This window comes from Chromobacterium sp. FG89, from assembly GCF_057808735.1.
In genome coordinates this window covers 142,928-163,010 of sequence record NZ_JBMDIQ010000005.1, presented here as the reverse complement: position 1 = coordinate 163,010, position 20,083 = coordinate 142,928, and the positions used below count along the sequence as shown (strand labels likewise).

Sequence of the window (20,083 nt, the reverse complement as noted above, 5' to 3'; positions counted from 1 at the left end):
GGGAGAGCAGCATGAGGCGACTGATCTGGCTGGCATTCATCCTGGCATGCGTGGTCGTGCCTTTCGGCGCCTATGTGCGCCTGTCCGACGCCGGGCTGGGCTGTCCGGACTGGCCGGGCTGTTACGGCCAGATCTCCCCGCATCACGCCGCGGAACGCATTCAGCAACAGCAAGCCCAGAGCCCGGACGGCCCGGTCAGCCTGGGCAAGGCCTGGAAGGAAATGAGCCATCGCTATCTGGCCGGCGCGCTCGGCGCGCTGATCGTCGCCATCGGCTGGCAGGCGTGGCGGCGGAAACGCCACCGCCGCGTCGTCGGGACGCTGTTGGCGGTGGTGCTGCTCCAGGGCTTGCTGGGCATGTGGACGGTGACCTTGCTGCTCAAGCCGGCCATCGTCACCCTGCACCTTATCGGGGGCGTGTCGGTGCTGCTGCTGCTGGCCTGGCTGGCGCTGTCGCCGCGGCTCGCTCCGGTGGACGCGCCTGCGTCGTTGAGCTGGCTGGCGCGCGCTCTGGCGCTGGCGGTGGCTTTGCAATTGGCCCTGGGCGGCTGGGTGTCCACCAACTACGCCGCGCTGGCCTGTCAGGGCTTTCCCGCCTGCAATGGCGAATGGTGGCCGCAGATGCGCTTCGAACACGCTTTCCATCTGTTCCGCGCCTTGGGCGAGGCGCCGGACGGCAGCCCGCTGGCGGTGGGCAATCTGGTGGCGGTGCATTGGCTGCACCGGCTGGGCGCCGCCCTGGTGACCGTCTTGTGCCTGAGCGCGGCGCGCGCCGGCTGGCGGCTGCCGGCGCTGCGCGGCCACCTGTGTTGCTTGCTGGCGGCGCTGTCGCTGCAGATCGGGCTGGGCATCGCCAATGTGTTGCTGGCGCTGCCCTTGCCGGTGGCGGTGCTGCACAACGCCGGCGCCGCCTGTCTGCTGCTGATCAGCAGCCTGCTGGCGCTGCGGCTGAGGCCGGCGCGCGCCGCGCAGGCGCGGCCGGTCGGGCCTTTGCCCCGTCTTTCCAAAAACCATCGCGAATGGGTTTGAGCGCCGCATCCTGAGGGGGGAAAAACATGAACGCAGCGGAGCTTCAGCAGGCGCGCCAGCACGCGGTCGCCTTGATGCAACTGGCCAAGCCCCGGGTGGTGGGGCTGATCGTATTCTGCGCGGTGATCGGCATGTTTCTGGCGGGGCCGGGCTGGCCGGATCCGGCGCGCCTGTTGCCGGCCACCGCCGGCATCGCGCTGGTGGCCGGCGCGGCGGCGATGATCAATTGCCTGGTGGAGCGCACGGTGGACGCCAATATGCGCCGCACCGCCTGGCGCGCCACCGCCCGCGGCGAGGCCGGCGCGGCCGAGACCCTGGTCATCGCGCTGACCGCCGGCGGCATCGGCATGGCCTTGCTGGCCGGCCTGGTCAACGCCTTGACCACCTGGCTGACGCTGGCCACCTTCGTCGGCTACGCCATCGTCTACACCCTGCTGCTCAAGCCCAATACGCCGCAGAACATCGTGATCGGCGGCGCCAGCGGCGCGATGCCGCCGGTGCTGGGCTGGGCGGCGATGACCGGGGAGGTGCACGCGTTCGCGCTGGTGCTGTTCCTGATCATCTACGCCTGGACGCCGCCGCATTTCTGGGCGCTGGCGCTGTACCGCCGCGACGATTACGCCCGCGCCGGGCTGCCCATGCTGCCGGTGACCCACGGCCAGCGTTTCACCACGCTGTCCATCTTGCTGTACTCGCTGCTGTTGTCGGCCATCACCCTGTTGCCGGTGGCGATGGGCGCGGCCGGCTGGCTCTATCTGCTGGCGGCGCTGGCGCTGGACGCGCGGCTGCTCTTCCTTGCCGTGCGCCTGCATCGCCAGTATGCTGACGCTCTGGCCCGCCGCGCCTTCGCTTGGTCGATCTGGTATCTGACCTGGCTGTTCGCGGCCCTGCTGATAGACCATTACTGGCTGATACCCGTTTCCTGATGCGCAAATTGATAAAACTCGCCGGCTGGCTGCTGCTGCCGTTGTGGCTGGCCGCGTGCTCGCCGAATGAACCCAAGCTGGATTTGAAAGGCACCGACGTCGCCGGCGCGTCGATAGGCGGCGATTTCACGCTGACCGACCACCAAGGCCAGCGCCGCAGCCTGTCCCAATACCAGGGCAAGGTGGTGGCGCTGTTCTTCGGCTACACCCATTGCCCGGACGTCTGCCCCACCACCATGCTGGAATACGCGGCGGCGGTGAAGCAGCTGGGCGAGCAGGCCAGCCAGGTGCAGGTGCTGTTCGTCAGCATAGACCCGGAACGCGACACGCCGCAGGTGTTGGCCGGCTATGTGCCGCATTTCAATCGAAGCTTCGTCGGCCTGACCGGCACGGCCGGCGAGGTCGAGCAGATCAAGAATCAATACAAGGTCGTCGCCCAGCGGGTGAGCCAGCCGGGCGGAGGCTATAGCGTGGACCACAGCGCCGGCTCCTATCTGTTGGATAAACAGGGCCGTTTGCGAGTGTTTGAGGCCTATGGCACGCCGTCGGCGAGCTTGGCTCATGATATTGGCCAGTTGTTACGCTAAACTTGGCGTATCGGAAACTGACGCAGACATGAAAGTCGGATCAAAGTGAGCAACGACCATAACGCTGGCGCAACATCCGGCTCGCAGCCATCGTTGGACCTCGCCAAATACACGCTGTCCACGTCGGTGGAGATCGCCCATCATCTGGCCGGCATCGCTAAGAACGGCCACATGGTGACGGTGTTTTCCAATAAGGGAAAAACCTTCATCCTGACTCGTTTCCTGGAGGTGGACCACAAGGCGGGCACGCTGGTGTTCGACTGGGGCGCGGACCCGGAGACCAATGAACATCTGCTGGCCAGCGAGCGCAATGTCTTCGTCTGCTCGCCGGAGGGCGTCAAGACCCAGTTCGTCACCGGCCAGGTGCGCCGCATAGACTGGGAGGGCCAGCCCGCCTTCCAGGCGGATTTGCCCGAGCAGGTGATCAAGCTGCAGCGCCGCGAATTCTTCCGCATCCAGACCCCGGCGGCCAGCCCGGTGATGTGCCATGTGGCCGATTACCCGCACAAGCCGATCGACCTGGCCTTGTTCGACGTCAGCCTGGGCGGCGTCAGCATGTGGCTGCCGCAGCCGGCCACGCCCGGCTTCGACATCGGCCAGCAATACCAGCGCTGCACGCTGGACCTGAAACCGCTGGGCGGGCTGCATATCGGGCTGGAAGTCCGTCACCGGCTGGCCGCCAAGCTGCGCAACGGCAACGAGGCTGTGCGCATCGGTTGCTCCTATCTGGGGCTGACGCCGGCGATGGAGACGCTGATTCAGCGCTACGTCGGCCTGCTGGAGCGCGAACGCCGCGCGCTGGTCGGCTGAATCCGCGCGCCGCTTCGCCTTAACCTCGATTTCGTCATCCTTGCCGCAAGACATCATGAAGCTGACTATTGCCCTGTCCAAAGGGCGCATCTTTGAAGAGACCCTGCCCCTGCTGGCCGCCGCCGGCATTTTGCCGGCGGAGGACCCGGAAGCCTCGCGCAAACTGATCATCGGCACCAACCATCCGGGCGTGCGGCTGGTGATCGTGCGCGCGTCCGACGTGCCGACCTATGTCCAGTACGGCGCCGCCGATCTGGGCATCGCCGGCCGCGACGTGCTGATCGAGCACGGCGGCGCCGGCCTGTACCAGCCGCTGGATCTCAATATCGCCAAATGCAATATGATGGTGGCGGTGCAGAACGGCTTCGACTACGAGGCCGCGGTGCGCCGCGGCGCGCGCCTGAAGATCGCCACCAAGTATCCGCAGATCGCGCGCGAGCATTTCGCCCGCAAGGGCGTGCATGTGGACATCATCAAGCTCTACGGTTCGATGGAGCTGGCGCCGCTGGTCGGCCTGGCCGACGCCATCGTGGACCTGGTCTCCACCGGCGGCACGCTGCGCGCCAACGATCTGGTCGCGGTCGAACACATCGTCGACATCAGTTCGCGGCTGGTGGTCAACCAGGCCGCGCTCAAGCTCAAACACGACGTGATCCAGCCGGTGCTGGACGCATTCGCCGGCGCCGTGCCGGCCTGAGGTCCGCTCCATGCTGAAACTGTCCTCTTCCCAAGCCGATTTCACCGCCCGCCTGCAGGCGCTGCTGGCCTTTGAAACCGCGCAGGACCCGGCCGTCGACGCCGCCGTCGCCGCCATCTGCGACGACGTCAAGGCGCGCGGCGACGCCGCGGTGATCGACTACACTAACCGCTTCGACCGCATGCGCGCGGTCTCGATGGCCGATCTGACGCTGTCGCGCGAGCAACTGGAAGCCGCCTTCCACCGGCTGAGCGATCCGGTGCGCCACGCGCTGAGCACCGCGGCGGAACGGGTGCGCCGCTATCACGAGAAGCAACTGGCGCATTCCTGGAGTTATCAGGACGAGGACGGCACCTTGCTGGGCCAGCAGGTGACGCCGCTGGACCGCGTCGGCATCTACGTGCCGGGCGGCAAGGCCGCCTATCCCAGCTCGGTGTTGATGAACGCGATGCCGGCCAAGGTGGCCGGCGTCGGCGAAATCATCATGGTGGTGCCGACGCCGGACGGCGAGCGCAACGATCTGGTGCTGGCCGCCGCCTACATCGCCGGCGTGGACAAGGTGTTCACCTGCGGCGGCGCCCAGGCGGTGGCGGCCTTGGCCTACGGCACCGAGACCGTGCCCCAGGTCGACAAGATCACCGGCCCGGGCAACGCCTACGTCGCCGCGGCCAAGCGCCGGGTCTTCGGCGTGGTGGGCATCGACATGGTGGCCGGCCCGTCCGAAATCCTGGTGATTTGCGACGGCGACACCCCGCCGGACTGGGTGGCCATGGATTTGTTCAGCCAGGCCGAGCACGATGAAATCGCCCAGGCCATCCTGCTGTGCCCGTCGGCGGACTATATCGCCCAGGTCGAGGCCAGCATCGCCAGACTGCTGCCGCAGATGCCGCGCCGCGCCATCATCGAGGCCAGCCTCGGCAATCGCGGCGCGCTGATCCAGGTCGGCGATCTGGCGCAAGCCTGTGAGATCGCCAACTACATCGCGCCCGAGCATCTGGAACTGTCGGTGGCCCATCCGGACGAGCTGTTGCCGTTGATCCGTCACGCCGGCGCCATCTTCATGGGCCGTTTCACTTCGGAGAGCCTGGGCGATTATTGCGCCGGCCCCAACCACGTGCTGCCCACCAGCCGCACCGCGCGTTTCGCCAGCCCGCTGGGCGTGTACGACTTCCAGAAGCGCAGCAGCCTGATCCGGGTGTCCCAGGCCGGCGCGCAGACGCTGGGCCAGGTCGCCAGCCTGCTGGCCCACGGCGAAGGCCTGAGCGCGCATGCGCGCGCGGCGGAGCTGAGGCTGGACGCCTAGCGCCGCTGGAGGCGAAACGCCGCTTCATCGCTTAATCTGGATAGGTAACCGGAGAAGGCGATGGCTGGGCTGAAACGCATCATGGCCGGACTCTGTCTGGCCTTTTTCTTGTCCGCGGCGGCAGGGGCGCAACCGCGGGTGCTGGTGGTGGAGAGCTATCACAGCGACTACCCCTGGGATCAGGATTACCGCCGCGCCCTGCAGGAGCGCCTGGGCAAGCGCGCGCAGCTGAGCTATTACGCGATGGACACCAAGCGTCTGCCGCCGGCCCAGCATCAGGCGCGCGCCGACGAAGCGCTGGCGATGGCGGCGAAAATAAAACCTGAGCTCGTCATCGTCGGCGACGACGCCGCCTTGCAAAGAGTGGGCAGCAAGCTGGCCCAGCGGGGCGTCCCGGTGATCTATCTGGGCATCAACAACAATCCGCGCAATTACTTCCCGGGCGCGGCGTCGGGCGTCAGCGGCGTGCTGGAGCGGCCGTTGATTCTGCGCAGCGTCTTCGAATTGGGCAAAACCGTCAAAGGCCTGCGCAGCGCGCTGGTGCTGTTCGACGACGATCTCACCTCGCGCATCATCCGCGACGAGACCTTCGTCGGCCGCGACACCATGCTGCTGGCCAATATCCACGTCGACCTGGCCTTGACCGGCTCCTACGCGGACTGGCAGCGGCGGGTGCTGGGCGCCGCCGGCCGCTATCAGGCGGTCTGGGTCGGCCTTTACTTCACCCTGCGCGACGCCGGCGGCAAGGTGGTGCCCGGCGATGAAGTGCTGCGTTGGACCGCCGCCCACGCCAAGCTGCCGCTGTTCGCGTTCTGGGATTTCGCCGTGGGCAAGGACAAGGCCGCCGGCGGCCTGGTGCTATCCGGCTACGAGCAGGGCCGCGAGGCGGCCAAGCTGGCCGAGCAAGTGTTGTTCCACGGCAAGCCGGTGGCCAGCCTGTTCCCGGTGACGCCGTCGGAAGGCCGCTATGTTTTCAGCCGCGAAGGCCTGGCGCGAGACCGCATAGAGCTGCCGGCGCGGCTGCGGGAACGGGCGAATTGGGTCGAGTAGCTGAAAGCGAATGAACACGCTACTATAGCTTTTCGTCTTTTCCGATAACACGGCTCCGCCCGCGGGGCTTTTGTTGGCCGCCAGGCCGATTGCGAAGTCATGAAAAAGTCCGTCCGACAGCTGGTGCGCGATGAGATCGCCGCCATCAGCGCCTACCCGGTAGCCTCCGCCGACGGCTACATCAAGCTGGACGCCATGGAGAATCCGTGGCCGCTGCCGGCCGAGCTGCGCCAGGAACTGGCGCGGACGCTGGCCGACGTCGCCGTCAACCGTTATCCGGACCCGTCCGGCGGCACGCTGAAAGCCCAGCTGAAGCAGGCGTTTTCCATCCCGGAGCCGGCCGAAGTGCTGCTGGGCAACGGCTCCGACGAGCTGATCACCCTGGTGGCGCAGGCGCTGGCCCGTCCCGGCGCCAAGTTGCTGGCGCTGGAGCCGTCCTTCGTGATGTACAAGATGAACGCGCTGTTCTCCGGCCTGGACTACGTCGGCGTGCCGCTGCGTTCCGATTTCAGCCTGGACCTGCGGGCGACGCTGGCGGCCATCGCCGAGCATCAGCCGGCGGTGGTGTTCGTGTCCTACCCCAACAACCCGACCGGCCCGCGCTTCGCCCGCGCCGAGGTGGAAGCGATCTGCGAGGCCGCGCCCGGCCTGGTGGTGGTGGACGAGGCCTATCAGGCTTTCGCCAGCGACAGCTTCATGAACCTGGCCGGCCTGCGCGACAATCTGATCGTGATGCGCACGCTGTCCAAGCTGGGCCTGGCCGGCATCCGCCTGGGTTACGCCGCCGGCCCCGCCGACTGGATCCGGGAACTGGACAAGGTGCGCCCGCCGTACAACGTCAATGTGCTGACCCAGGCCGCCGCGCGCTTCTCGCTGCGCCATATCGAGGTGTTCAACCGCCAGGCCGCGGAACTGTGCGAGGAACGCGGCCGGCTGGCCACCGGGCTGGCGCGCCACGCCGCCATCGAAGCCTTCCCGTCGGAAGCCAATTTCATCACCATCCGGGTGCCGGACGCGCCGGCCTTGTACCAGCATTTCAAGGCCAGCGGCATCCTGATCAAGCAACTGCACGGCAGCCACCCCTTGCTGGAGCGATGCCTGCGCCTGACCGTGGGCGCGCCGCAGGAAAACGACGCCATGTTGGCGGCCCTGGACGCTTACTTCGCCTGAGCCATGAGAACCGCAACCGTTACCCGCAATACCCTGGAAACCCAGATCACCGTCAGCCTGAATCTGGACGGCGCCGGCGTAGGCCGCTTTGAAACCGGCGTGCCCTTTCTCGACCACATGATGGACCAGATCGCCCGCCACGGCCTGATTGATCTGGACGTGGTCGCCCACGGCGATCTGCATATCGACGCCCACCACACGGTGGAAGACATCGGCATCACCCTGGGCCAGGCCTTCGCCAAGGCGATAGGCGACAAGAAGGGCATCCGCCGCTACGGCCACGCCTACGTGCCGCTGGACGAGGCGCTGAGCCGGGTGGTGATCGACCTGTCCGGCCGTCCGGGCCTGGTATACCAGGTCGAATACACCCGCGCCAGCATCGGCCAGTTCGACGTCGACCTGTTTTCCGAGTTCTTCCACGGCTTCGTCAATCACAGCATGGTCACGCTGCACATAGACAATCTGCGCGGCGTCAACAGCCATCATCAGGCCGAGACCATCTTCAAGGCCTTCGGCCGCGCCTTGCGCATGGCCTGTGAGGCGGACGAACGCATGGCCGGACAGACGCCGTCCACCAAGGGCACGCTGACCGCATAAGTCGGCCGCGCCGTTTTTTCAGGGCTCCGGCCGCATTTGGCCGGAGCGCCGCCACACCCCGAAGCGAGCTTGCAGGATGGCGATTAAAGTTGCAGTAGTGGATTACGGCATGGGCAATCTGCATTCGGTGCTCAAGTCGGCGCAGGCCGTCAACGACATCGGCGCGGACATCTTCCTCACCAGCGAGCCGGAAGCCGTGCTCAAGGCGGACAAGGTGATCTTCCCCGGGCAGGGCGCGATGCCGGACTGCATGCGCGAGCTGAACCAGCACGGGCTGGCCGAGGCGATAAGGGAAAGCACCAAGAATAAGCCGTTTTTTGGCATCTGCGTCGGCGCGCAGCTATTGTTCGAGGAAAGCGAGGAGGGGCCGACTCAAGGCCTGGGCCTGTTCCCCGGCAAGGTGGCGCGTTTTGCCGCCGGGCTGCGCGACGCCGAGGGCGAGCGTTTGAAAGTGCCGCACATGGGCTGGAACCAGGTGTTCCAGACGCGGGTCCATCCCTTGTTCGCCGGCATCGCCGACGGCGAGCGTTTCTATTTTGTGCATAGTTACCACTTTGCGCCGGCCGATGCGGGCCTGACGCTGGCGGAAAGTGAATACCCTGAGCGGTTTTCATGTATTGTCGGTCGTGGGAACATCTTCGCAAGCCAGTTCCACACCGAAAAGAGCCACCGGGCCGGCCTTCAGATGATGAAGAACTTCCTGGCCTGGGATGGCAGTGTTTAACTCACGTTTGATTTAGCACCATGCTGCTCATACCCGCGATAGACCTGAAAGACGGTCAATGCGTACGCCTGAAACAGGGCGTGATGGACGATGCCACCGTTTTCTCCGACGACCCCGTGCAAGTCGCCGCCCATTGGCGCGATCAGGGCGCTCGCCGCCTGCATCTGGTCGACCTCAACGGCGCTTTCGCCGGCAAGCCCAAGAATCTGGCGGTGATCCGCGACATTCTGGGCGAGGTCGGCAATGAAATCCCCGTGCAATTGGGCGGCGGCATCCGTGATCTGGACACCATTGAGAAATACCTGGACATGGGTCTGGCCTACGTGATTATCGGCACCGCCGCGGTCAAGACGCCGGGCTTTCTGCACGATGCCTGCGACGCCTTCCCCGGCCAGGTCATCGTCGGCCTGGACGCCAAGGACGGCATGGTGGCGATAGACGGCTGGGCCAAGGTCACCAACCACAAGGTGATCGATCTGGCCAAACGCTTCCAGGACTACGGCGTCAATTCGGTGATCTACACCGACATCGGCCGCGACGGCATGATGAACGGTGTCAACATCGACGCCACCGTCAAGCTGGCGCAGGCGCTGACCATCCCGGTGATCGCCTCCGGCGGCCTGAGCAATCTCGACGACATCCGCGCCTTGTGCGCGGTGAAGGACGAGGGCGTCGAAGGCGCGATCACCGGCCGCGCCATCTACGAGGGCGGCATCGATTTCGCCGCCGCGCAGACGCTGGCCGACGAATTGTCGGACTGAGAGCCTGTTCTCGACTTATCAAGCCATGCCGGCCCGTACGCACTGTTCGGGCCGGTTGGCCGTTTGCCGGACCCCATATGCTTGCCAAACGCATCATCCCCTGTCTGGACGTGACCGCCGGTCGCGTCGTCAAAGGCGTCAACTTCCTGGGTCTGCGCGATGCCGGCGACCCGGTGGAAATCGCCCGCCGCTATAACGAGCAGGGCGCGGACGAACTGACCTTTCTCGATATCACCGCCAGCTCGGACCAGCGCGACATCATTCTGCACGTGATCGAATCGGTGGCGGAGCAGGTGTTCATTCCGCTGACCGTGGGCGGCGGCGTGCGGGAAGTGGCGGACATCCGCCGCCTGCTCAGCGCCGGCGCGGACAAGGTCAGCATCAACACCGCGGCGGTGACCCGGCCGCAGCTGGTGAGCGAGGCGGCCGATCGCTTCGGCAGCCAGTGCGTCGTCGTGGCGGTGGACGCCAAGGCGGTGACGCCGGAGAACGACCGCTGGGAGGTGTTCACCCACGGCGGCCGCACGCGCACCGGCATCGACGCGGTGGCGTGGGCGCGTCAGATGCAGCAACTGGGGGCGGGCGAAATCCTGCTGACCAGCATGGACCGCGACGGCACCAAGATAGGCTTCAATCTGGAGCTGACGCGCGCGGTGTCGGAAGCGGTGGACATTCCGGTGATCGCCTCCGGCGGCGTGGGCACGCTGCAGCACCTGGTGGACGGGGTCAAACTGGGCAAGGCCGACGCGGTGCTGGCCGCCAGTATTTTCCATTTCGGCGAGCACACGGTGGCGGAGGCCAAGCAGGCGATGCGGGACGCCGGCATCGAAGTGCGGCTGTGAGCGCCTTCCGATCGACACTCTTGCCGGCGTCTTAATTTGAGGCGAAGCGGGCGCCGCGCTGAATCATTTGCCGCGCCGCCACTCATAGCCAAGGCGCGCGGCCTTCTAAAGGTGAGCCATGAATTGGTTGGATGAAGTCAAATGGGACGACAAGGGCCTGGTCGCCGCCATCGCCCAGGACGCCGCCAGCGGCCGGGTGCTGATGGTGGCGTGGATGAATCGCGACAGCCTGGCCCTGACCGCCGAAACCGGCGTCGCCCATTACTGGAGCCGCTCGCGCGGCAAGCTGTGGAAGAAGGGCGAGGATTCCGGCCACCTGCAAAGCGTCAAGGAGTTGCGGCTGGACTGCGACGGCGACGTGGTGGTGATGCAGATCGAGCAGGCCGGCGGCATCGCCTGCCATACCGGCCGCGAAAGCTGCTTCTACCGCCGCTTCGATCCGGCGCGGCAAGATTGGGAAGTGGTGGACGCGGTCTTGAAGGACCCGGGCGCCATCTACGGCAAGGCCTGACTTGCGCGCGGTCAACGCCTTGCGGCGGCTGGCCGTTAGAATGGCTGCCGGCAAGGCGATTGTTATCGTTTTGCCATCGGAACGACATATACTTGCCGGGGTTGCGGCGTAAAGGAATAGCGACATGAGCCAGGATGTGCTGAAAACCATCGCGGACACGCTGGAAGCGCGGCGCGAGGCCAGTTCCCAGTCTTCCTATGTGGCGTCCCTGTTTCACAAGGGCGAGGACGCCATTCTGAAGAAAGTGGCGGAGGAGGCGGCGGAAACGCTGATGGCCTCCAAGGACAAGGACAAGCTGCATCTGGTGCGCGAAGTGGCCGACCTGTGGTTCCACAGCATGGTGTTGCTGACCTATCATGGCCTGCGGCCCGAGGACGTGCTGATGGAGTTGAAGCGGCGCGAGGGTATTTCCGGCCTGGATGAAAAGGCCTCCCGCGCCCCCACCCCTTAAGATTGAGCGAGAGCCGACAATAATGACAGACTGCATCTTCTGCAAAATCGTGGCCGGGCAGATTCCGGCCAATAAAATCTACGAAGACGACGATGTGCTGGCCTTCCACGACATCCGTCCGATCGCTCCCGTGCATTTCATGCTGATTCCCAAGCTGCACGTGGATTCGCTGGCCCATTGCGGCCCCGAGCACGAGGCGGTGCTGGGCAAGATGCTGACCCTGGCGCCCAAGCTGGCGCGCGAGCAGGGCCTGGAGGGCGGCTTCAAGACCGGCATCAACACCGGCCGCGGCGGCGGGCAGGAAGTGTTCCACCTGCACGTGCATGTGTTCGGCCACAAGAATAACTGATCGGCCTGCGGGCCCGAAGCGGGAGGCCGGGCGGCCTCCGCGTACTAATTCGATTTGATAAGGAAGTGAATCATGGGTTCTTTCAGCATCTGGCACTGGCTGGTGGTATTGCTGATCGTGGTGCTGGTGTTCGGCACCAAGAAACTGCGCAATATCGGTGAAGATCTGGGCGGCGCGGTCAAAGGCTTCAAGGAAGGCATGAACGGCGAGAACGACAAGGCCGCCAAGGACAAGCCGGCTGAAACCGGCCGCATCATCGACGGCGACGCCGACAAGAAATAAGGCGCGGCTCAAGCGTGTTTGAAATCAGCTTTGGCGAAATCCTGTTGATAGGCGTGGTGGCCCTGGTGGTCTTGGGGCCGGAGCGCCTGCCCACGGTGGCGCGCACCCTGGGCGCGCTGGTGGGCCGCGCCCAGCGTTTCGTGGCCACGGTGAAGTCCGACATCCAGCAGCAGGCCAATCTGACCGGCCTGAACGAATTGCGGCAGGACATCGAGGACGCGGCGCAGTCGTTCAAAGGCCAGCTCGACTCCGAAGTGCGGGGCGTGCGCGAGGCGATGGAGCAGAACAGCGCCGAACTGCGTTCCCTGGCGGACGAGGCGCGCGCGCCGGTGGAAGAGGCGGCCAATCTCATCCACGGCGGCCTGCAGCCGGATCTGCTGGACCCGCTTCCGGCCGACGTCGAGGCGCAGGCCGAGGCGGCGCCGGTCAAGGACGAGAACCAGCTGGACCTGTTCGACGACTTGCCGCCGGCGGCGCCGGCTCCCCAGCCGGCCGATCCGCCATCGCCGCGTTGAGCTTGGCCGCACCCGGCCGGGCGGGACTGGCGCCCGCTCCGGCCGTTCCTGAATCCATTGGACATCCCGCGCATGAATGAACAACCCTTGCTCGCGCATCTGATCGAGTTGCGCACCCGTCTGGTACGGGCGCTGCTCGGCGTCGCGCTGGTGTTTCTCGGCCTGTTCCATTGGTCCGGGGACATCTACCATCTGCTGGCCAAGCCGCTGCTGGACGCGCTGCCTAAGGGGGCGAACATGATCGCCACCGACGTCACCGCGCCGTTCTTCGTACCGGTCAAGGTGACCATGCTGGTGGCCTTCCTGATCTCGCTGCCCAATACCCTGTACCAGATCTGGGCCTTTGTCGCGCCCGGGCTCTACCACCATGAGAAACGGCTGGTGCTGCCCCTGGTGGTGGCCAGCCTGTTGCTGTTCCTCACCGGCATGGCTTTCGCCTACTTCCTGGTCTTCCCCGTGGTGTTCGGCTTTATGTCGGCGGTGACGCCGGTCGGGGTCAGCATGATGACCGACATCGATAAATACCTGTCCTTCGTGCTCGGCATGTTCATGGCCTTCGGCGTCACCTTCGAGGTGCCGGTGGTGGTGATCCTGCTGGTGCGCATGGGCGTGGTGTCGGTGGAAAAACTGCGCCAGGGCCGGCCTTACGTGATCGTCGGTGCCTTCGTGGTGGCCGCCGTCGTCACGCCGCCGGACGTGCTGTCGCAAACCCTGCTGGCGGTGCCGCTGTGGCTGTTGTACGAGGCGGGCATTCTGTTGGCGGTGTTCCTGGGCCGCAAGAAGGAGCGCCCTTTGTTGGAGGATGGTTCATGAATCGAAACGCCTGGCATTACGGCGCGTCGGCGTCGCTGATCGCCCTGATCCTGCTGTGCCTGGCCTGGGAACTGTGGCTGGCGCCGCTGCGTCCGGGCGGCTCGCTGCTGGCGCTCAAGGCGGCGGTGCTGCTGCTGCCGCTGCGCGGCATCCTGGCCCAGCGCCTGTACACCTATCAATGGGCCAGCATGTTCATCCTGGCTTATTTCACCGAGGGCGTGATGCGCGGTTGGGCGGATCGCGGTCTGTCGCAACAACTTGCATGGGGCGAAATCTTCTTAAGCGGACTATTCTTCGTCTGTGTATTGGGCTTTGCCAGAACCTTCAAGTTGTCGCGTCAGCCGCAGTAGACCTCGCGCGCAGCCAAAAGGAAGCCGTCAGCTCATGCTGACGGCTTTTTTTGCGTCCGTCGCGCATGCCGGGCGCAGAGTGTGAAACTTGCCGGAGTCATGCGGTGAAAACCGTGAACGGCTTGGTTTACCATCGCGGCGAAACCGCGGACTTGAATCGGCGGGAATCCAAAAAAAACATAGTTTGGTTGGGGAGTGTGTAAATGCGGAATATGACGATTGCGGCCCGGATCACCCTGGGTTTCGCCTTGTTGCTGGTGGCGCTGGCGGTGACCAGCTTGCTGGCCTTCATGGGGCTGGGCAGCATTTCCAGCCGGGTGGAGGATGTCAGCACTCATGAACTGGCCTTTTACCGCGACGTGGTGGAGTTGCAGCAGCATATGGGCAATCTGCGGCGTTTCGAGAAGGACTATTTCATCAATCTGGGCGACGCCGCCAAGCGAGGCGAGTACAGCGGGAAATGGAGCAAGACGCTGGACGGCGCGCACGCGGCGATCAAGAACGCCGGCACCCATCCGCTGAACGGCGACGCCGCCCAGCAGCTGACGACGCTGGACGGACTGCTCAACAGCTACGCCGACGGCTTCAAGACGGTGGGCGCCAAGGTGGACAAGCAGGAACTGGCCAGCACCAGCGATGCCAACAAGGCGTTTGGCCAGTACAAGGGCAGCATCCACCAGATGGAAGAGGTCTCGGCCAAACTGGCCAAGGGCGCTTCCGACGCGGTGGCGGGGCTGCGCGGCCAGATCGACGCCTCCGCGGACGCGGTGCGCAGCCAGTTGCTGGCCACGGTGGCGGTCGGCCTGCTGGCCAGCCTGGTGGTGTCCTGGTACATCATCCGTTCCATCCGCGTGCCCTTGCTGCAGATGCGGGATTCCGCGCAGCAACTGGCGCAAACCTGCGATCTGAACCTGGAACTGCCGGACTTCGGCCGCAATGAGCTGGGCAGCGTCGGCGAATCGCTGGCCTCGCTGGTCGGCACCGTGCGCCGGCTGGTGCAGGAAGCCCAGGGCCACGCCACGCAACTGGCCAGCGCCTCGGGCCAGATGGCGGACGTCAGCTCCCAGGTGTCCGGCGCCGCGGCCAATCAGGCGGAATCCGCCGCCAGCGGCGCGGCGGCGATCGAGCAGATGTCGGTCAGCATCAATCTGGTGGCGGACAATACCCGCGATGTGGAAGGCCAGGCGCGCCAGACCATGGCGCAGGCGGATCGCGGTAACGGCCTGGCGGAAAAAGCCGCCAGCGAGATCCAGCTGATCGCCAGCGGCATTACCGAAACCTCCACGGTGATGGGGCAGCTCAATCAGCGTTCCAGCGATATCGGCGACATCGTGCGGGTGATCCGCGACATCGCCGAGCAGACCAATCTCTTGGCGCTGAACGCGGCGATCGAGGCGGCGCGGGCCGGGGAGATGGGCCGCGGCTTCGCGGTGGTGGCGGACGAGGTGCGCAAGCTGGCCGAGCGCACCAGCCAGGCCACCACCGAGATTTCCACCCATATCGAAGGGGTGCAGACCGATACCCAGCGCGCCTACCAGAGCATGCAGCAGGCCAATGCCCGCATCGAGAGCGGCGTCAGCAGCACCTCCAGCGTGGCCGAATCGCTGCGTGAAATCCATCAGCTGTCCCAGCACTCGGTGGAACGCATCACCGACATCGCCAACGCGATCAAGGAGCAAAGCCACGCCAGCCAGCTGGTGGCGGGCAATGTGGAGCAGATGGCGCAGATGAACGAGAGCACCGCCAAGGCCTCCGGCCAGGCCAGCCAGCTATCGCAGGAGCTGCAGCAGTTGTCGGTGGATCTGGACTCCAATCTCAGGCGCTTCCGCACCTGAGGGAAGGGGCTTCATCTCAGCCGGCGATGCCCAGCGCCTCCAGGCTATTGCGGTACAAGGCCTGGCGCAGCGCCGTCTCCGGCAGGCCGCGCAGCTCGGCCAGCTGCGCGCTGAAGGCGGCCAGATGGGCCGGCTCGTTGGGCCGGTCCTGGGCGAACTCGGGGCGGATGTCCGGCGCGTCGGTTTCCAGCACCAGGCCGGACAGCGGCAGCGTGGCCGCCAGCCGGCGGATGCGCTGGGAGCCGGAGTAGGTCATCGCGCCGCCGAAGCCCAGCTTCATGCCCTGGCGCAGCATCGCGTCCGCTTGCTGCGGGCTGCCGTTGAAGGCGTGGGCGATGCCCCGCTCGACGCGCTGCTCGCGCAGATGCTTGAGCACGCGGTCCACTGATCGGCGCACGTGCAGCACCACCGGCAGCGCGTATTTGCGCGCCAGCTTCAGCTGTTCGACGAACAAGGCCTCCTGCCGCGCCGGATCCAGCTCCGGCAGATAGAAGTCCAGGCCTATCTCTCCCACCGCCTCCGGCCGCTGTTCGCGCAGCGCGCGCTCCAGCTGCTCCAGATGCTCGTCCAGATGCCGTTCCAGATAGATGGGATGCAGGCCGAAGCCTATCCAGCAGCCGTGATCGCGGCGCATGGCGGCGGCCGCGTCGAAGGTGTCGGCGCGCACCGCCGGCACCAGGATCTGGCCGACGCCGGCGGCGCGCGCGCGCTCCAGCACGGCGGACAGCATGGGCGCCAATTCCGGCGCGTCCAGATGGCAGTGGGTGTCGATCAGCGCGCCGGGCGCGGGCAGGGCGGGGAAACGGTGCATGGCGGATTCGTCGTTCGCTCAGCCGGCTTCCGGCTGCAATTGCTGCAGCAAGTATAGCCGTTGGTAGATGCCGCCCTCGGTCATCAAGGCCTCGTGATTGCCGGTTTCGGCGATCTGGCCGTGGTTGAGCACGATGATGCGGTCGGCGTCGCGGATGGTGGACAGCCGGTGGGCGATGGAGATCAGGGTGATCTGGCCGCGCAGCTGTTCCAGCGCTCCTTGCACCAGTTGTTCGGTTTCGCTGTCGATGTGGGAGGTGGCCTCGTCCAGCAACAGGATGCGCGGCTTGCCCGCCAGCGCGCGGGCGATGGCGATCAGCTGCTTCTGGCCGCTGGACAGCCGTGAGCCGCTCTCGCCCATATCGGTGTCGTAGCCCTGCTCCAGGGCCAGGATCAGATCGTGCGCGCCGGCCGCGCGCGCGGCGTCCTCGATCTGCTGCTGCGTCAACGGCCGGCCCATGGCGATATTGTCGCGCGCGCTGGCGGCCAGCAGAAAGGGCTCCTGCGGCACCAGGCCGACGCCGTCGCGGAAGGCGGTGTCGTCGAAGGCGGCCAGCGGCTGCTCGTCGATCAGGATCTCGCCGCCTTGCGGCGCGTAGAAGCGCAGCAGCAGCGACAGCAGCGTGGATTTGCCGCTGCCGGTGTGGCCGACGATGCCGATGAAGCCGCCGGCCGGAATCTCCAGCGAAAGATCGGGCAATACCGGCCGCTCAGGCTGATAGCCGAAGCTCACCCGGCGGAAGCTGACCGCGCCCCGCTCGATGCGGCCCTGGCCGTGGCCGGCCGCCGCCGCCGGCTCCTGCAGCAGCGCGTCCACCCGCGCCGCCGCCACCACCGCCTGCTGCAACTGGCTGAACTGCATGGTGATCTGGATCAGCGGGTCCACCATGCGGCCGATATAGCTGATGAAGGCGTAGAGCACGCCGATCTGCAGCGCGCCCAGCGGCCGCTGGCTGAAGCTGTAGATCACCCCGGCCAGCAACAGCACTTTCAGCAGGTCCAGCGCCGGACGCAATAGCCAGGCGTTGGCGCTCAACTCCGCGATCCGCGCCCGGTAGTAATTGTGGTTGGCCTGATCGAAACGCGCGGCGAAGCGGCCGGTGGCGTTGGCGGCCTGCAACACGCTCATGCCGGAGATGGATTCGGCCATCTGGGCGTTGATGTCGCTGCGCAGCGCGCGGGCGCGCGTCACCGACGGCGCGCTCCAGCGCTGGTAGAGCCAGACGATGGCCAGCATCGCCGGCAGCAGCAGCGCCGCCAGCAGCATCAGCCGCCAGTCCAGCCAGGCCATCGCCGCCATCACCCCGATGACCACGATGCTGCTGTCCAGCATCACGAACAGCACCTGCACGTACAAGGCCTTCACCGATTCGGTGTCGTTGGTGACGCGGCTGACCAGCTGGCCGGTGATCGCCTTGTCGAAAAAGGCCATCGGCAGCCGGATCACGTGGCGGTAAACCTGTTCGCGCAGTCTCTGCACCGAGCGCATCGCCACGCCGGACAGGCGCACCAGCTGCAGATAGCGCAGGCTGGACGCGGCGTAGCCGGCCATCAGACAGGCGAGCAGCAGCAGGCCCATTTCCAGCCATTGCGGCGCGCGCGGCAGCAGATAGCGGTCGATGAACACCTTGCCCAGCAGCGGCGACAGCGCCTCCATCAGCGCGGCGGCGATCAGCCACAGCGTGCCCCACAGCACATGGCGCTTTTCCGGCGCGGCGGAGTGGCGCAGTAGGGCCACCGCCCGGCTGCGGTTGATCGCGGATTGATCAGATTTCATCCAGGCTGGCCTCCAGTTGTTGATAGCGCCACTGGCTGGCGTACCAGCCGTTCAATTGCAGCAGCGCCTCGTGGCTGCCGGCTTCGGCGATGCCGCCGTGCTGCAGCACGACGATGTGGTCGGCGTCCGCCACCGCGGACAGCCGATGGCTGGCGATGATCACGCTGCGGCCGCGGCGCGCCTCGCGCAGATGTTGCAGAATCTGGGTCTCGGTCTGGGTGTCCACCGCGGACAAGGCGTCGTCCAGCAGCAGCAGCGGCGCGTCCGCCAGCAAGGCGCGGGCGATGGCCAGCCGTTGGCGCTGGCCGCCGGACAAGGCCACGCCTTTTTCGCCCACCGGGGTGGCGTAGCCCTGGGCCAGGCGCAGGATGTCCTCGTGCACCGCCGCCAGCCGCGCCACGCGTTCGATCTCGCGTTCGGCGGTGTCCGGGCGCGTCAGCGCGATATTGTCGGCCACCGAGGCGGAGAACAGAAAGGACTCCTGCGGCACCCAACTGATCGCCGCGCGCAAGGCGTCCATCTTGTATTCCTCCAGCGGCACGCCGTTCCAGCTGACGCTGCCGGTCGGCAGCGGGTACTGGCGCAGCAGCAGGCGCAGCAGCGTGGACTTGCCGCTGCCGGTGGGGCCGACGATGCCCAGGGTCTGGCCGCGGCCCAGGCGCAGATCGATCGCGCGCAAGGCCGGCGCGCTTTGCCCCGGATAAGTGAAGTTCAGGTCGCGCCAGCGCAGTTCGCCGGCCGGCTCCGTGGCGTTGACGCCGCTGTCGTCCACGGACTCGGGCGCGCTCAGTACCGGCTCCAGCCGGTTCCAGCCGGCGCGGCCGCGTTCCAGCAGCGACAGCACCCAGCCGGCGGCGAACATCGGCCAGATCAGCTGGCCCAGATACATGCTGAAGCTGGTCAGCGCGCCTATGGTCAGCTGCTGCTGCCACACCAGATAGCCGCCGATGCCCAGCGTGGCCGCCGCCGCGGTGCTCAGGGTCAGCCCCACCACCGGTTCGAACGCCGCCTCCCAGCGTTGCGCCTCCAGGCTGTTGTCGGCGGCGGAGGCGGCCAGGCCGGCCAGCTCGCGGCTATTGCGTTCCTCCAGGCCCAGAGTGCGCAGCGTGCGCACTCCGCTCAGCGTTTCCTGCACGTGGTCGTTGAGCCGGCTGAAGCTTTGCAGCGAGCCGGCCCAGGCCTGGTGCACGCGGCGGGTGATGCGCCAGAAGGCGAAGGCCATCAGCGGGAAGGGCAGCAGCGCGGCGGCGGCCAGCCGCCAGTCTATGCCCAAGGTCATCATCGCCAGCACCATCACCAGGGTCAGGCTGCCGTCGAAGCCGGCCAGCATCGCCTCGCCGGCGGCCATTTCCACCGCGTCGATATCGTTGGTGGCGCGCGCCATCAGATCGCCGGTGCGCTGGTGATGGTAGAAGCCCGGCCCCTGGCGGCTCAGCCGCTGATACAGCCGGGTGCGCAATTCCACGCCCAGTTGGTAGGCGGCGGCGAAGAGCTGCAGCCGCCAGCCGGCGCGCAGCAGATAGATCACCACGCCGAAGAGCAGCAGCCAGCCCAGCTCGCGCATGAGTTGCGGGGCGCCGAGCTGGCCCTTGGCCAGCAGGTCGACGATTTCTCCGATCTGGCGCGGAATCAGCACGGTGAGCACCGCCACGGCGGCCAGCATCAGCGCCGCGCGCAGATAGTAAGGCCAATGACGGAGGACGAAGTCGCGCAGCAGCGCGGACAGGCTGGCGCCGGGGGCGAGAGCGGACGGGCGTGACATGGCGGGGGCGGATTATCCGGATTGGGTGCGAGCCGAATATTCTATGCCGAATCCGATCGCGGTGTCAGAACCGCTTCAAGCCCGTATCGCGCGAAGCGCGGCGGATCCTGAAGCGGCTCTCGGGCGGGCCCTC

23 protein-coding genes are annotated in these 20,083 nt (G+C 66.4%); 20 read left to right on the top strand and 3 right to left on the bottom strand.

What is annotated here, in order from left to right:
- Positions 1 to 11 precede the first annotated feature (11 nt).
- From ACODRW_RS07005 to ACODRW_RS06910, 20 genes are all read left to right on the top strand, one after another.
- Positions 12 to 1,028, top strand: a complete 1,017-nt coding sequence (locus ACODRW_RS07005; RefSeq protein WP_488905426.1) for a COX15/CtaA family protein — start codon at positions 12 to 14, stop codon at positions 1,026 to 1,028.
- Between the two features lie 26 nt (positions 1,029 to 1,054).
- Positions 1,055 to 1,954 carry a heme o synthase gene (locus ACODRW_RS07000; RefSeq protein WP_488905425.1) on the top strand — a complete coding sequence of 300 codons (900 nt, stop codon included), beginning with the start codon at positions 1,055 to 1,057 and terminating at the stop codon, positions 1,952 to 1,954.
- Entirely contained in the window at positions 1,954 to 2,541 is a 588-nt protein-coding gene (locus tag ACODRW_RS06995) for an SCO family protein (protein ID WP_227105544.1), read from the top strand. Before ACODRW_RS07000 ends, ACODRW_RS06995 begins: the two co-directional genes overlap by 1 nt.
- A gap of 93 nt (positions 2,542 to 2,634) precedes the next feature.
- Positions 2,635 to 3,351, top strand: coding sequence for a flagellar brake protein (locus ACODRW_RS06990; protein WP_227105543.1), 717 nt, complete (start codon positions 2,635 to 2,637; stop codon positions 3,349 to 3,351).
- A 55-nt stretch (positions 3,352 to 3,406) separates the two neighbouring features.
- Positions 3,407 to 4,048 carry an ATP phosphoribosyltransferase gene (gene hisG, locus ACODRW_RS06985; protein ID WP_107800989.1) on the top strand — a complete coding sequence of 214 codons (642 nt, stop codon included), beginning with the start codon at positions 3,407 to 3,409 and terminating at the stop codon, positions 4,046 to 4,048.
- A gap of 10 nt (positions 4,049 to 4,058) precedes the next feature.
- Positions 4,059 to 5,351, top strand: coding sequence for a histidinol dehydrogenase (gene hisD / locus ACODRW_RS06980; protein WP_107800988.1), 1,293 nt, complete (start codon positions 4,059 to 4,061; stop codon positions 5,349 to 5,351).
- Positions 5,352 to 5,411: 60 nt separating this feature from the next.
- On the top strand, positions 5,412 to 6,401 hold the full coding sequence (locus ACODRW_RS06975) for an ABC transporter substrate-binding protein (RefSeq protein ID WP_235085897.1): 990 nt from the start codon (positions 5,412 to 5,414) through the stop codon (positions 6,399 to 6,401).
- A gap of 99 nt (positions 6,402 to 6,500) precedes the next feature.
- Positions 6,501 to 7,571 carry a histidinol-phosphate transaminase gene (hisC, locus tag ACODRW_RS06970; protein ID WP_488905424.1) on the top strand — a complete coding sequence of 357 codons (1,071 nt, stop codon included), beginning with the start codon at positions 6,501 to 6,503 and terminating at the stop codon, positions 7,569 to 7,571.
- 3 nt (positions 7,572 to 7,574) lie between these two features.
- Positions 7,575 to 8,168 carry an imidazoleglycerol-phosphate dehydratase HisB gene (gene hisB, locus ACODRW_RS06965; RefSeq protein WP_107800985.1) on the top strand — a complete coding sequence of 198 codons (594 nt, stop codon included), beginning with the start codon at positions 7,575 to 7,577 and terminating at the stop codon, positions 8,166 to 8,168.
- 82 nt (positions 8,169 to 8,250) lie between these two features.
- Positions 8,251 to 8,892: an imidazole glycerol phosphate synthase subunit HisH gene (gene hisH, locus ACODRW_RS06960; protein ID WP_227108620.1), complete on the top strand. Its 642-nt coding sequence runs from the start codon at positions 8,251 to 8,253 to the stop codon at positions 8,890 to 8,892.
- 20 nt (positions 8,893 to 8,912) lie between these two features.
- Positions 8,913 to 9,653: a 1-(5-phosphoribosyl)-5-[(5-phosphoribosylamino)methylideneamino]imidazole-4-carboxamide isomerase gene (hisA, locus tag ACODRW_RS06955; RefSeq protein ID WP_107800984.1), complete on the top strand. Its 741-nt coding sequence runs from the start codon at positions 8,913 to 8,915 to the stop codon at positions 9,651 to 9,653.
- A gap of 77 nt (positions 9,654 to 9,730) precedes the next feature.
- Positions 9,731 to 10,495: an imidazole glycerol phosphate synthase subunit HisF gene (hisF, locus tag ACODRW_RS06950; protein ID WP_019103912.1), complete on the top strand. Its 765-nt coding sequence runs from the start codon at positions 9,731 to 9,733 to the stop codon at positions 10,493 to 10,495.
- A gap of 118 nt (positions 10,496 to 10,613) precedes the next feature.
- Positions 10,614 to 11,006 (top strand): phosphoribosyl-AMP cyclohydrolase, encoded by a 393-nt coding sequence (hisI, locus tag ACODRW_RS06945; RefSeq protein WP_107800983.1) that lies wholly within the window; start codon positions 10,614 to 10,616, stop codon positions 11,004 to 11,006.
- Positions 11,007 to 11,130: 124 nt separating this feature from the next.
- Positions 11,131 to 11,457 (top strand): phosphoribosyl-ATP diphosphatase, encoded by a 327-nt coding sequence (locus tag ACODRW_RS06940; protein ID WP_043589545.1) that lies wholly within the window; start codon positions 11,131 to 11,133, stop codon positions 11,455 to 11,457.
- A gap of 22 nt (positions 11,458 to 11,479) precedes the next feature.
- The gene (locus ACODRW_RS06935; protein ID WP_107800982.1) at positions 11,480 to 11,806 is read left to right on the top strand and encodes a histidine triad nucleotide-binding protein; all 327 of its coding nucleotides are present in this window, start codon (positions 11,480 to 11,482) and stop codon (positions 11,804 to 11,806) included.
- Between the two features lie 72 nt (positions 11,807 to 11,878).
- Complete coding sequence (tatA, locus tag ACODRW_RS06930) at positions 11,879 to 12,088, top strand: Sec-independent protein translocase subunit TatA (RefSeq protein WP_043589548.1); 210 nt, start codon at positions 11,879 to 11,881, stop codon at positions 12,086 to 12,088.
- Positions 12,089 to 12,102: 14 nt separating this feature from the next.
- Positions 12,103 to 12,603 carry a Sec-independent protein translocase protein TatB gene (gene tatB, locus ACODRW_RS06925; RefSeq protein WP_107800981.1) on the top strand — a complete coding sequence of 167 codons (501 nt, stop codon included), beginning with the start codon at positions 12,103 to 12,105 and terminating at the stop codon, positions 12,601 to 12,603.
- A 72-nt stretch (positions 12,604 to 12,675) separates the two neighbouring features.
- Positions 12,676 to 13,416: a twin-arginine translocase subunit TatC gene (tatC, locus tag ACODRW_RS06920; protein ID WP_107802034.1), complete on the top strand. Its 741-nt coding sequence runs from the start codon at positions 12,676 to 12,678 to the stop codon at positions 13,414 to 13,416.
- Entirely contained in the window at positions 13,413 to 13,766 is a 354-nt protein-coding gene (locus ACODRW_RS06915) for a DUF2069 domain-containing protein (protein WP_107800980.1), read from the top strand. The genes tatC and ACODRW_RS06915 overlap by 4 nt, the downstream gene beginning before the upstream one ends.
- 203 nt (positions 13,767 to 13,969) lie before the next feature.
- The gene (locus ACODRW_RS06910) at positions 13,970 to 15,601 is read left to right on the top strand and encodes a methyl-accepting chemotaxis protein (protein WP_488905423.1); all 1,632 of its coding nucleotides are present in this window, start codon (positions 13,970 to 13,972) and stop codon (positions 15,599 to 15,601) included.
- A 16-nt stretch (positions 15,602 to 15,617) separates the two neighbouring features.
- Here the strand turns inward: ACODRW_RS06910 and ACODRW_RS06905 are convergent, their stop codons facing one another.
- Genes ACODRW_RS06905 through ACODRW_RS06895 form a run of 3 tightly spaced genes read right to left on the bottom strand, consistent with a single transcriptional unit; the run spans position 15,618 to position 19,950 of the window.
- Positions 15,618 to 16,412: a TatD family hydrolase gene (locus ACODRW_RS06905; protein WP_107800978.1), complete on the bottom strand. Its 795-nt coding sequence runs from the start codon at positions 16,410 to 16,412 to the stop codon at positions 15,618 to 15,620.
- 18 nt (positions 16,413 to 16,430) lie between these two features.
- Positions 16,431 to 18,188, bottom strand: coding sequence for an ABC transporter ATP-binding protein (locus ACODRW_RS06900; protein ID WP_488905422.1), 1,758 nt, complete (start codon positions 18,186 to 18,188; stop codon positions 16,431 to 16,433).
- Positions 18,178 to 19,950 (bottom strand): ABC transporter transmembrane domain-containing protein, encoded by a 1,773-nt coding sequence (locus tag ACODRW_RS06895; RefSeq protein WP_488905421.1) that lies wholly within the window; start codon positions 19,948 to 19,950, stop codon positions 18,178 to 18,180. Before ACODRW_RS06895 ends, ACODRW_RS06900 begins: the two co-directional genes overlap by 11 nt.
- Positions 19,951 to 20,083: the final 133 nt, after the last annotated feature.

What these genes read in the sequence shown, in the direction of transcription:
- ACODRW_RS07005 (WP_488905426.1), top strand. Translation starts at nt 12, where the DNA reads ATGAGGCGACTGATCTGGCTGGCATTCATCCTGGCATGCGTGGTCGTG.
- ACODRW_RS07000 (WP_488905425.1), top strand. Translation starts at nt 1,055, where the DNA reads ATGAACGCAGCGGAGCTTCAGCAGGCGCGCCAGCACGCGGTCGCCTTG.
- ACODRW_RS06995 (WP_227105544.1), top strand. Translation starts at nt 1,954, where the DNA reads ATGCGCAAATTGATAAAACTCGCCGGCTGGCTGCTGCTGCCGTTGTGG.
- hisG (WP_107800989.1), top strand. Translation starts at nt 3,407, where the DNA reads ATGAAGCTGACTATTGCCCTGTCCAAAGGGCGCATCTTTGAAGAGACC.
- hisD (WP_107800988.1), top strand. Translation starts at nt 4,059, where the DNA reads ATGCTGAAACTGTCCTCTTCCCAAGCCGATTTCACCGCCCGCCTGCAG.
- ACODRW_RS06975 (WP_235085897.1), top strand. Translation starts at nt 5,412, where the DNA reads ATGGCTGGGCTGAAACGCATCATGGCCGGACTCTGTCTGGCCTTTTTC.
- hisC (WP_488905424.1), top strand. Translation starts at nt 6,501, where the DNA reads ATGAAAAAGTCCGTCCGACAGCTGGTGCGCGATGAGATCGCCGCCATC.
- hisB (WP_107800985.1), top strand. Translation starts at nt 7,575, where the DNA reads ATGAGAACCGCAACCGTTACCCGCAATACCCTGGAAACCCAGATCACC.
- hisA (WP_107800984.1), top strand. Translation starts at nt 8,913, where the DNA reads ATGCTGCTCATACCCGCGATAGACCTGAAAGACGGTCAATGCGTACGC.
- hisF (WP_019103912.1), top strand. Translation starts at nt 9,731, where the DNA reads ATGCTTGCCAAACGCATCATCCCCTGTCTGGACGTGACCGCCGGTCGC.
- hisI (WP_107800983.1), top strand. Translation starts at nt 10,614, where the DNA reads ATGAATTGGTTGGATGAAGTCAAATGGGACGACAAGGGCCTGGTCGCC.
- ACODRW_RS06940 (WP_043589545.1), top strand. Translation starts at nt 11,131, where the DNA reads ATGAGCCAGGATGTGCTGAAAACCATCGCGGACACGCTGGAAGCGCGG.
- ACODRW_RS06935 (WP_107800982.1), top strand. Translation starts at nt 11,480, where the DNA reads ATGACAGACTGCATCTTCTGCAAAATCGTGGCCGGGCAGATTCCGGCC.
- tatA (WP_043589548.1), top strand. Translation starts at nt 11,879, where the DNA reads ATGGGTTCTTTCAGCATCTGGCACTGGCTGGTGGTATTGCTGATCGTG.
- tatC (WP_107802034.1), top strand. Translation starts at nt 12,676, where the DNA reads ATGAATGAACAACCCTTGCTCGCGCATCTGATCGAGTTGCGCACCCGT.
- ACODRW_RS06915 (WP_107800980.1), top strand. Translation starts at nt 13,413, where the DNA reads ATGAATCGAAACGCCTGGCATTACGGCGCGTCGGCGTCGCTGATCGCC.
- ACODRW_RS06910 (WP_488905423.1), top strand. Translation starts at nt 13,970, where the DNA reads ATGCGGAATATGACGATTGCGGCCCGGATCACCCTGGGTTTCGCCTTG.
- ACODRW_RS06905 (WP_107800978.1), bottom strand. Translation starts at nt 16,412, where the DNA reads ATGCACCGTTTCCCCGCCCTGCCCGCGCCCGGCGCGCTGATCGACACC.
- ACODRW_RS06900 (WP_488905422.1), bottom strand. Translation starts at nt 18,188, where the DNA reads ATGAAATCTGATCAATCCGCGATCAACCGCAGCCGGGCGGTGGCCCTA.
- ACODRW_RS06895 (WP_488905421.1), bottom strand. Translation starts at nt 19,950, where the DNA reads ATGTCACGCCCGTCCGCTCTCGCCCCCGGCGCCAGCCTGTCCGCGCTG.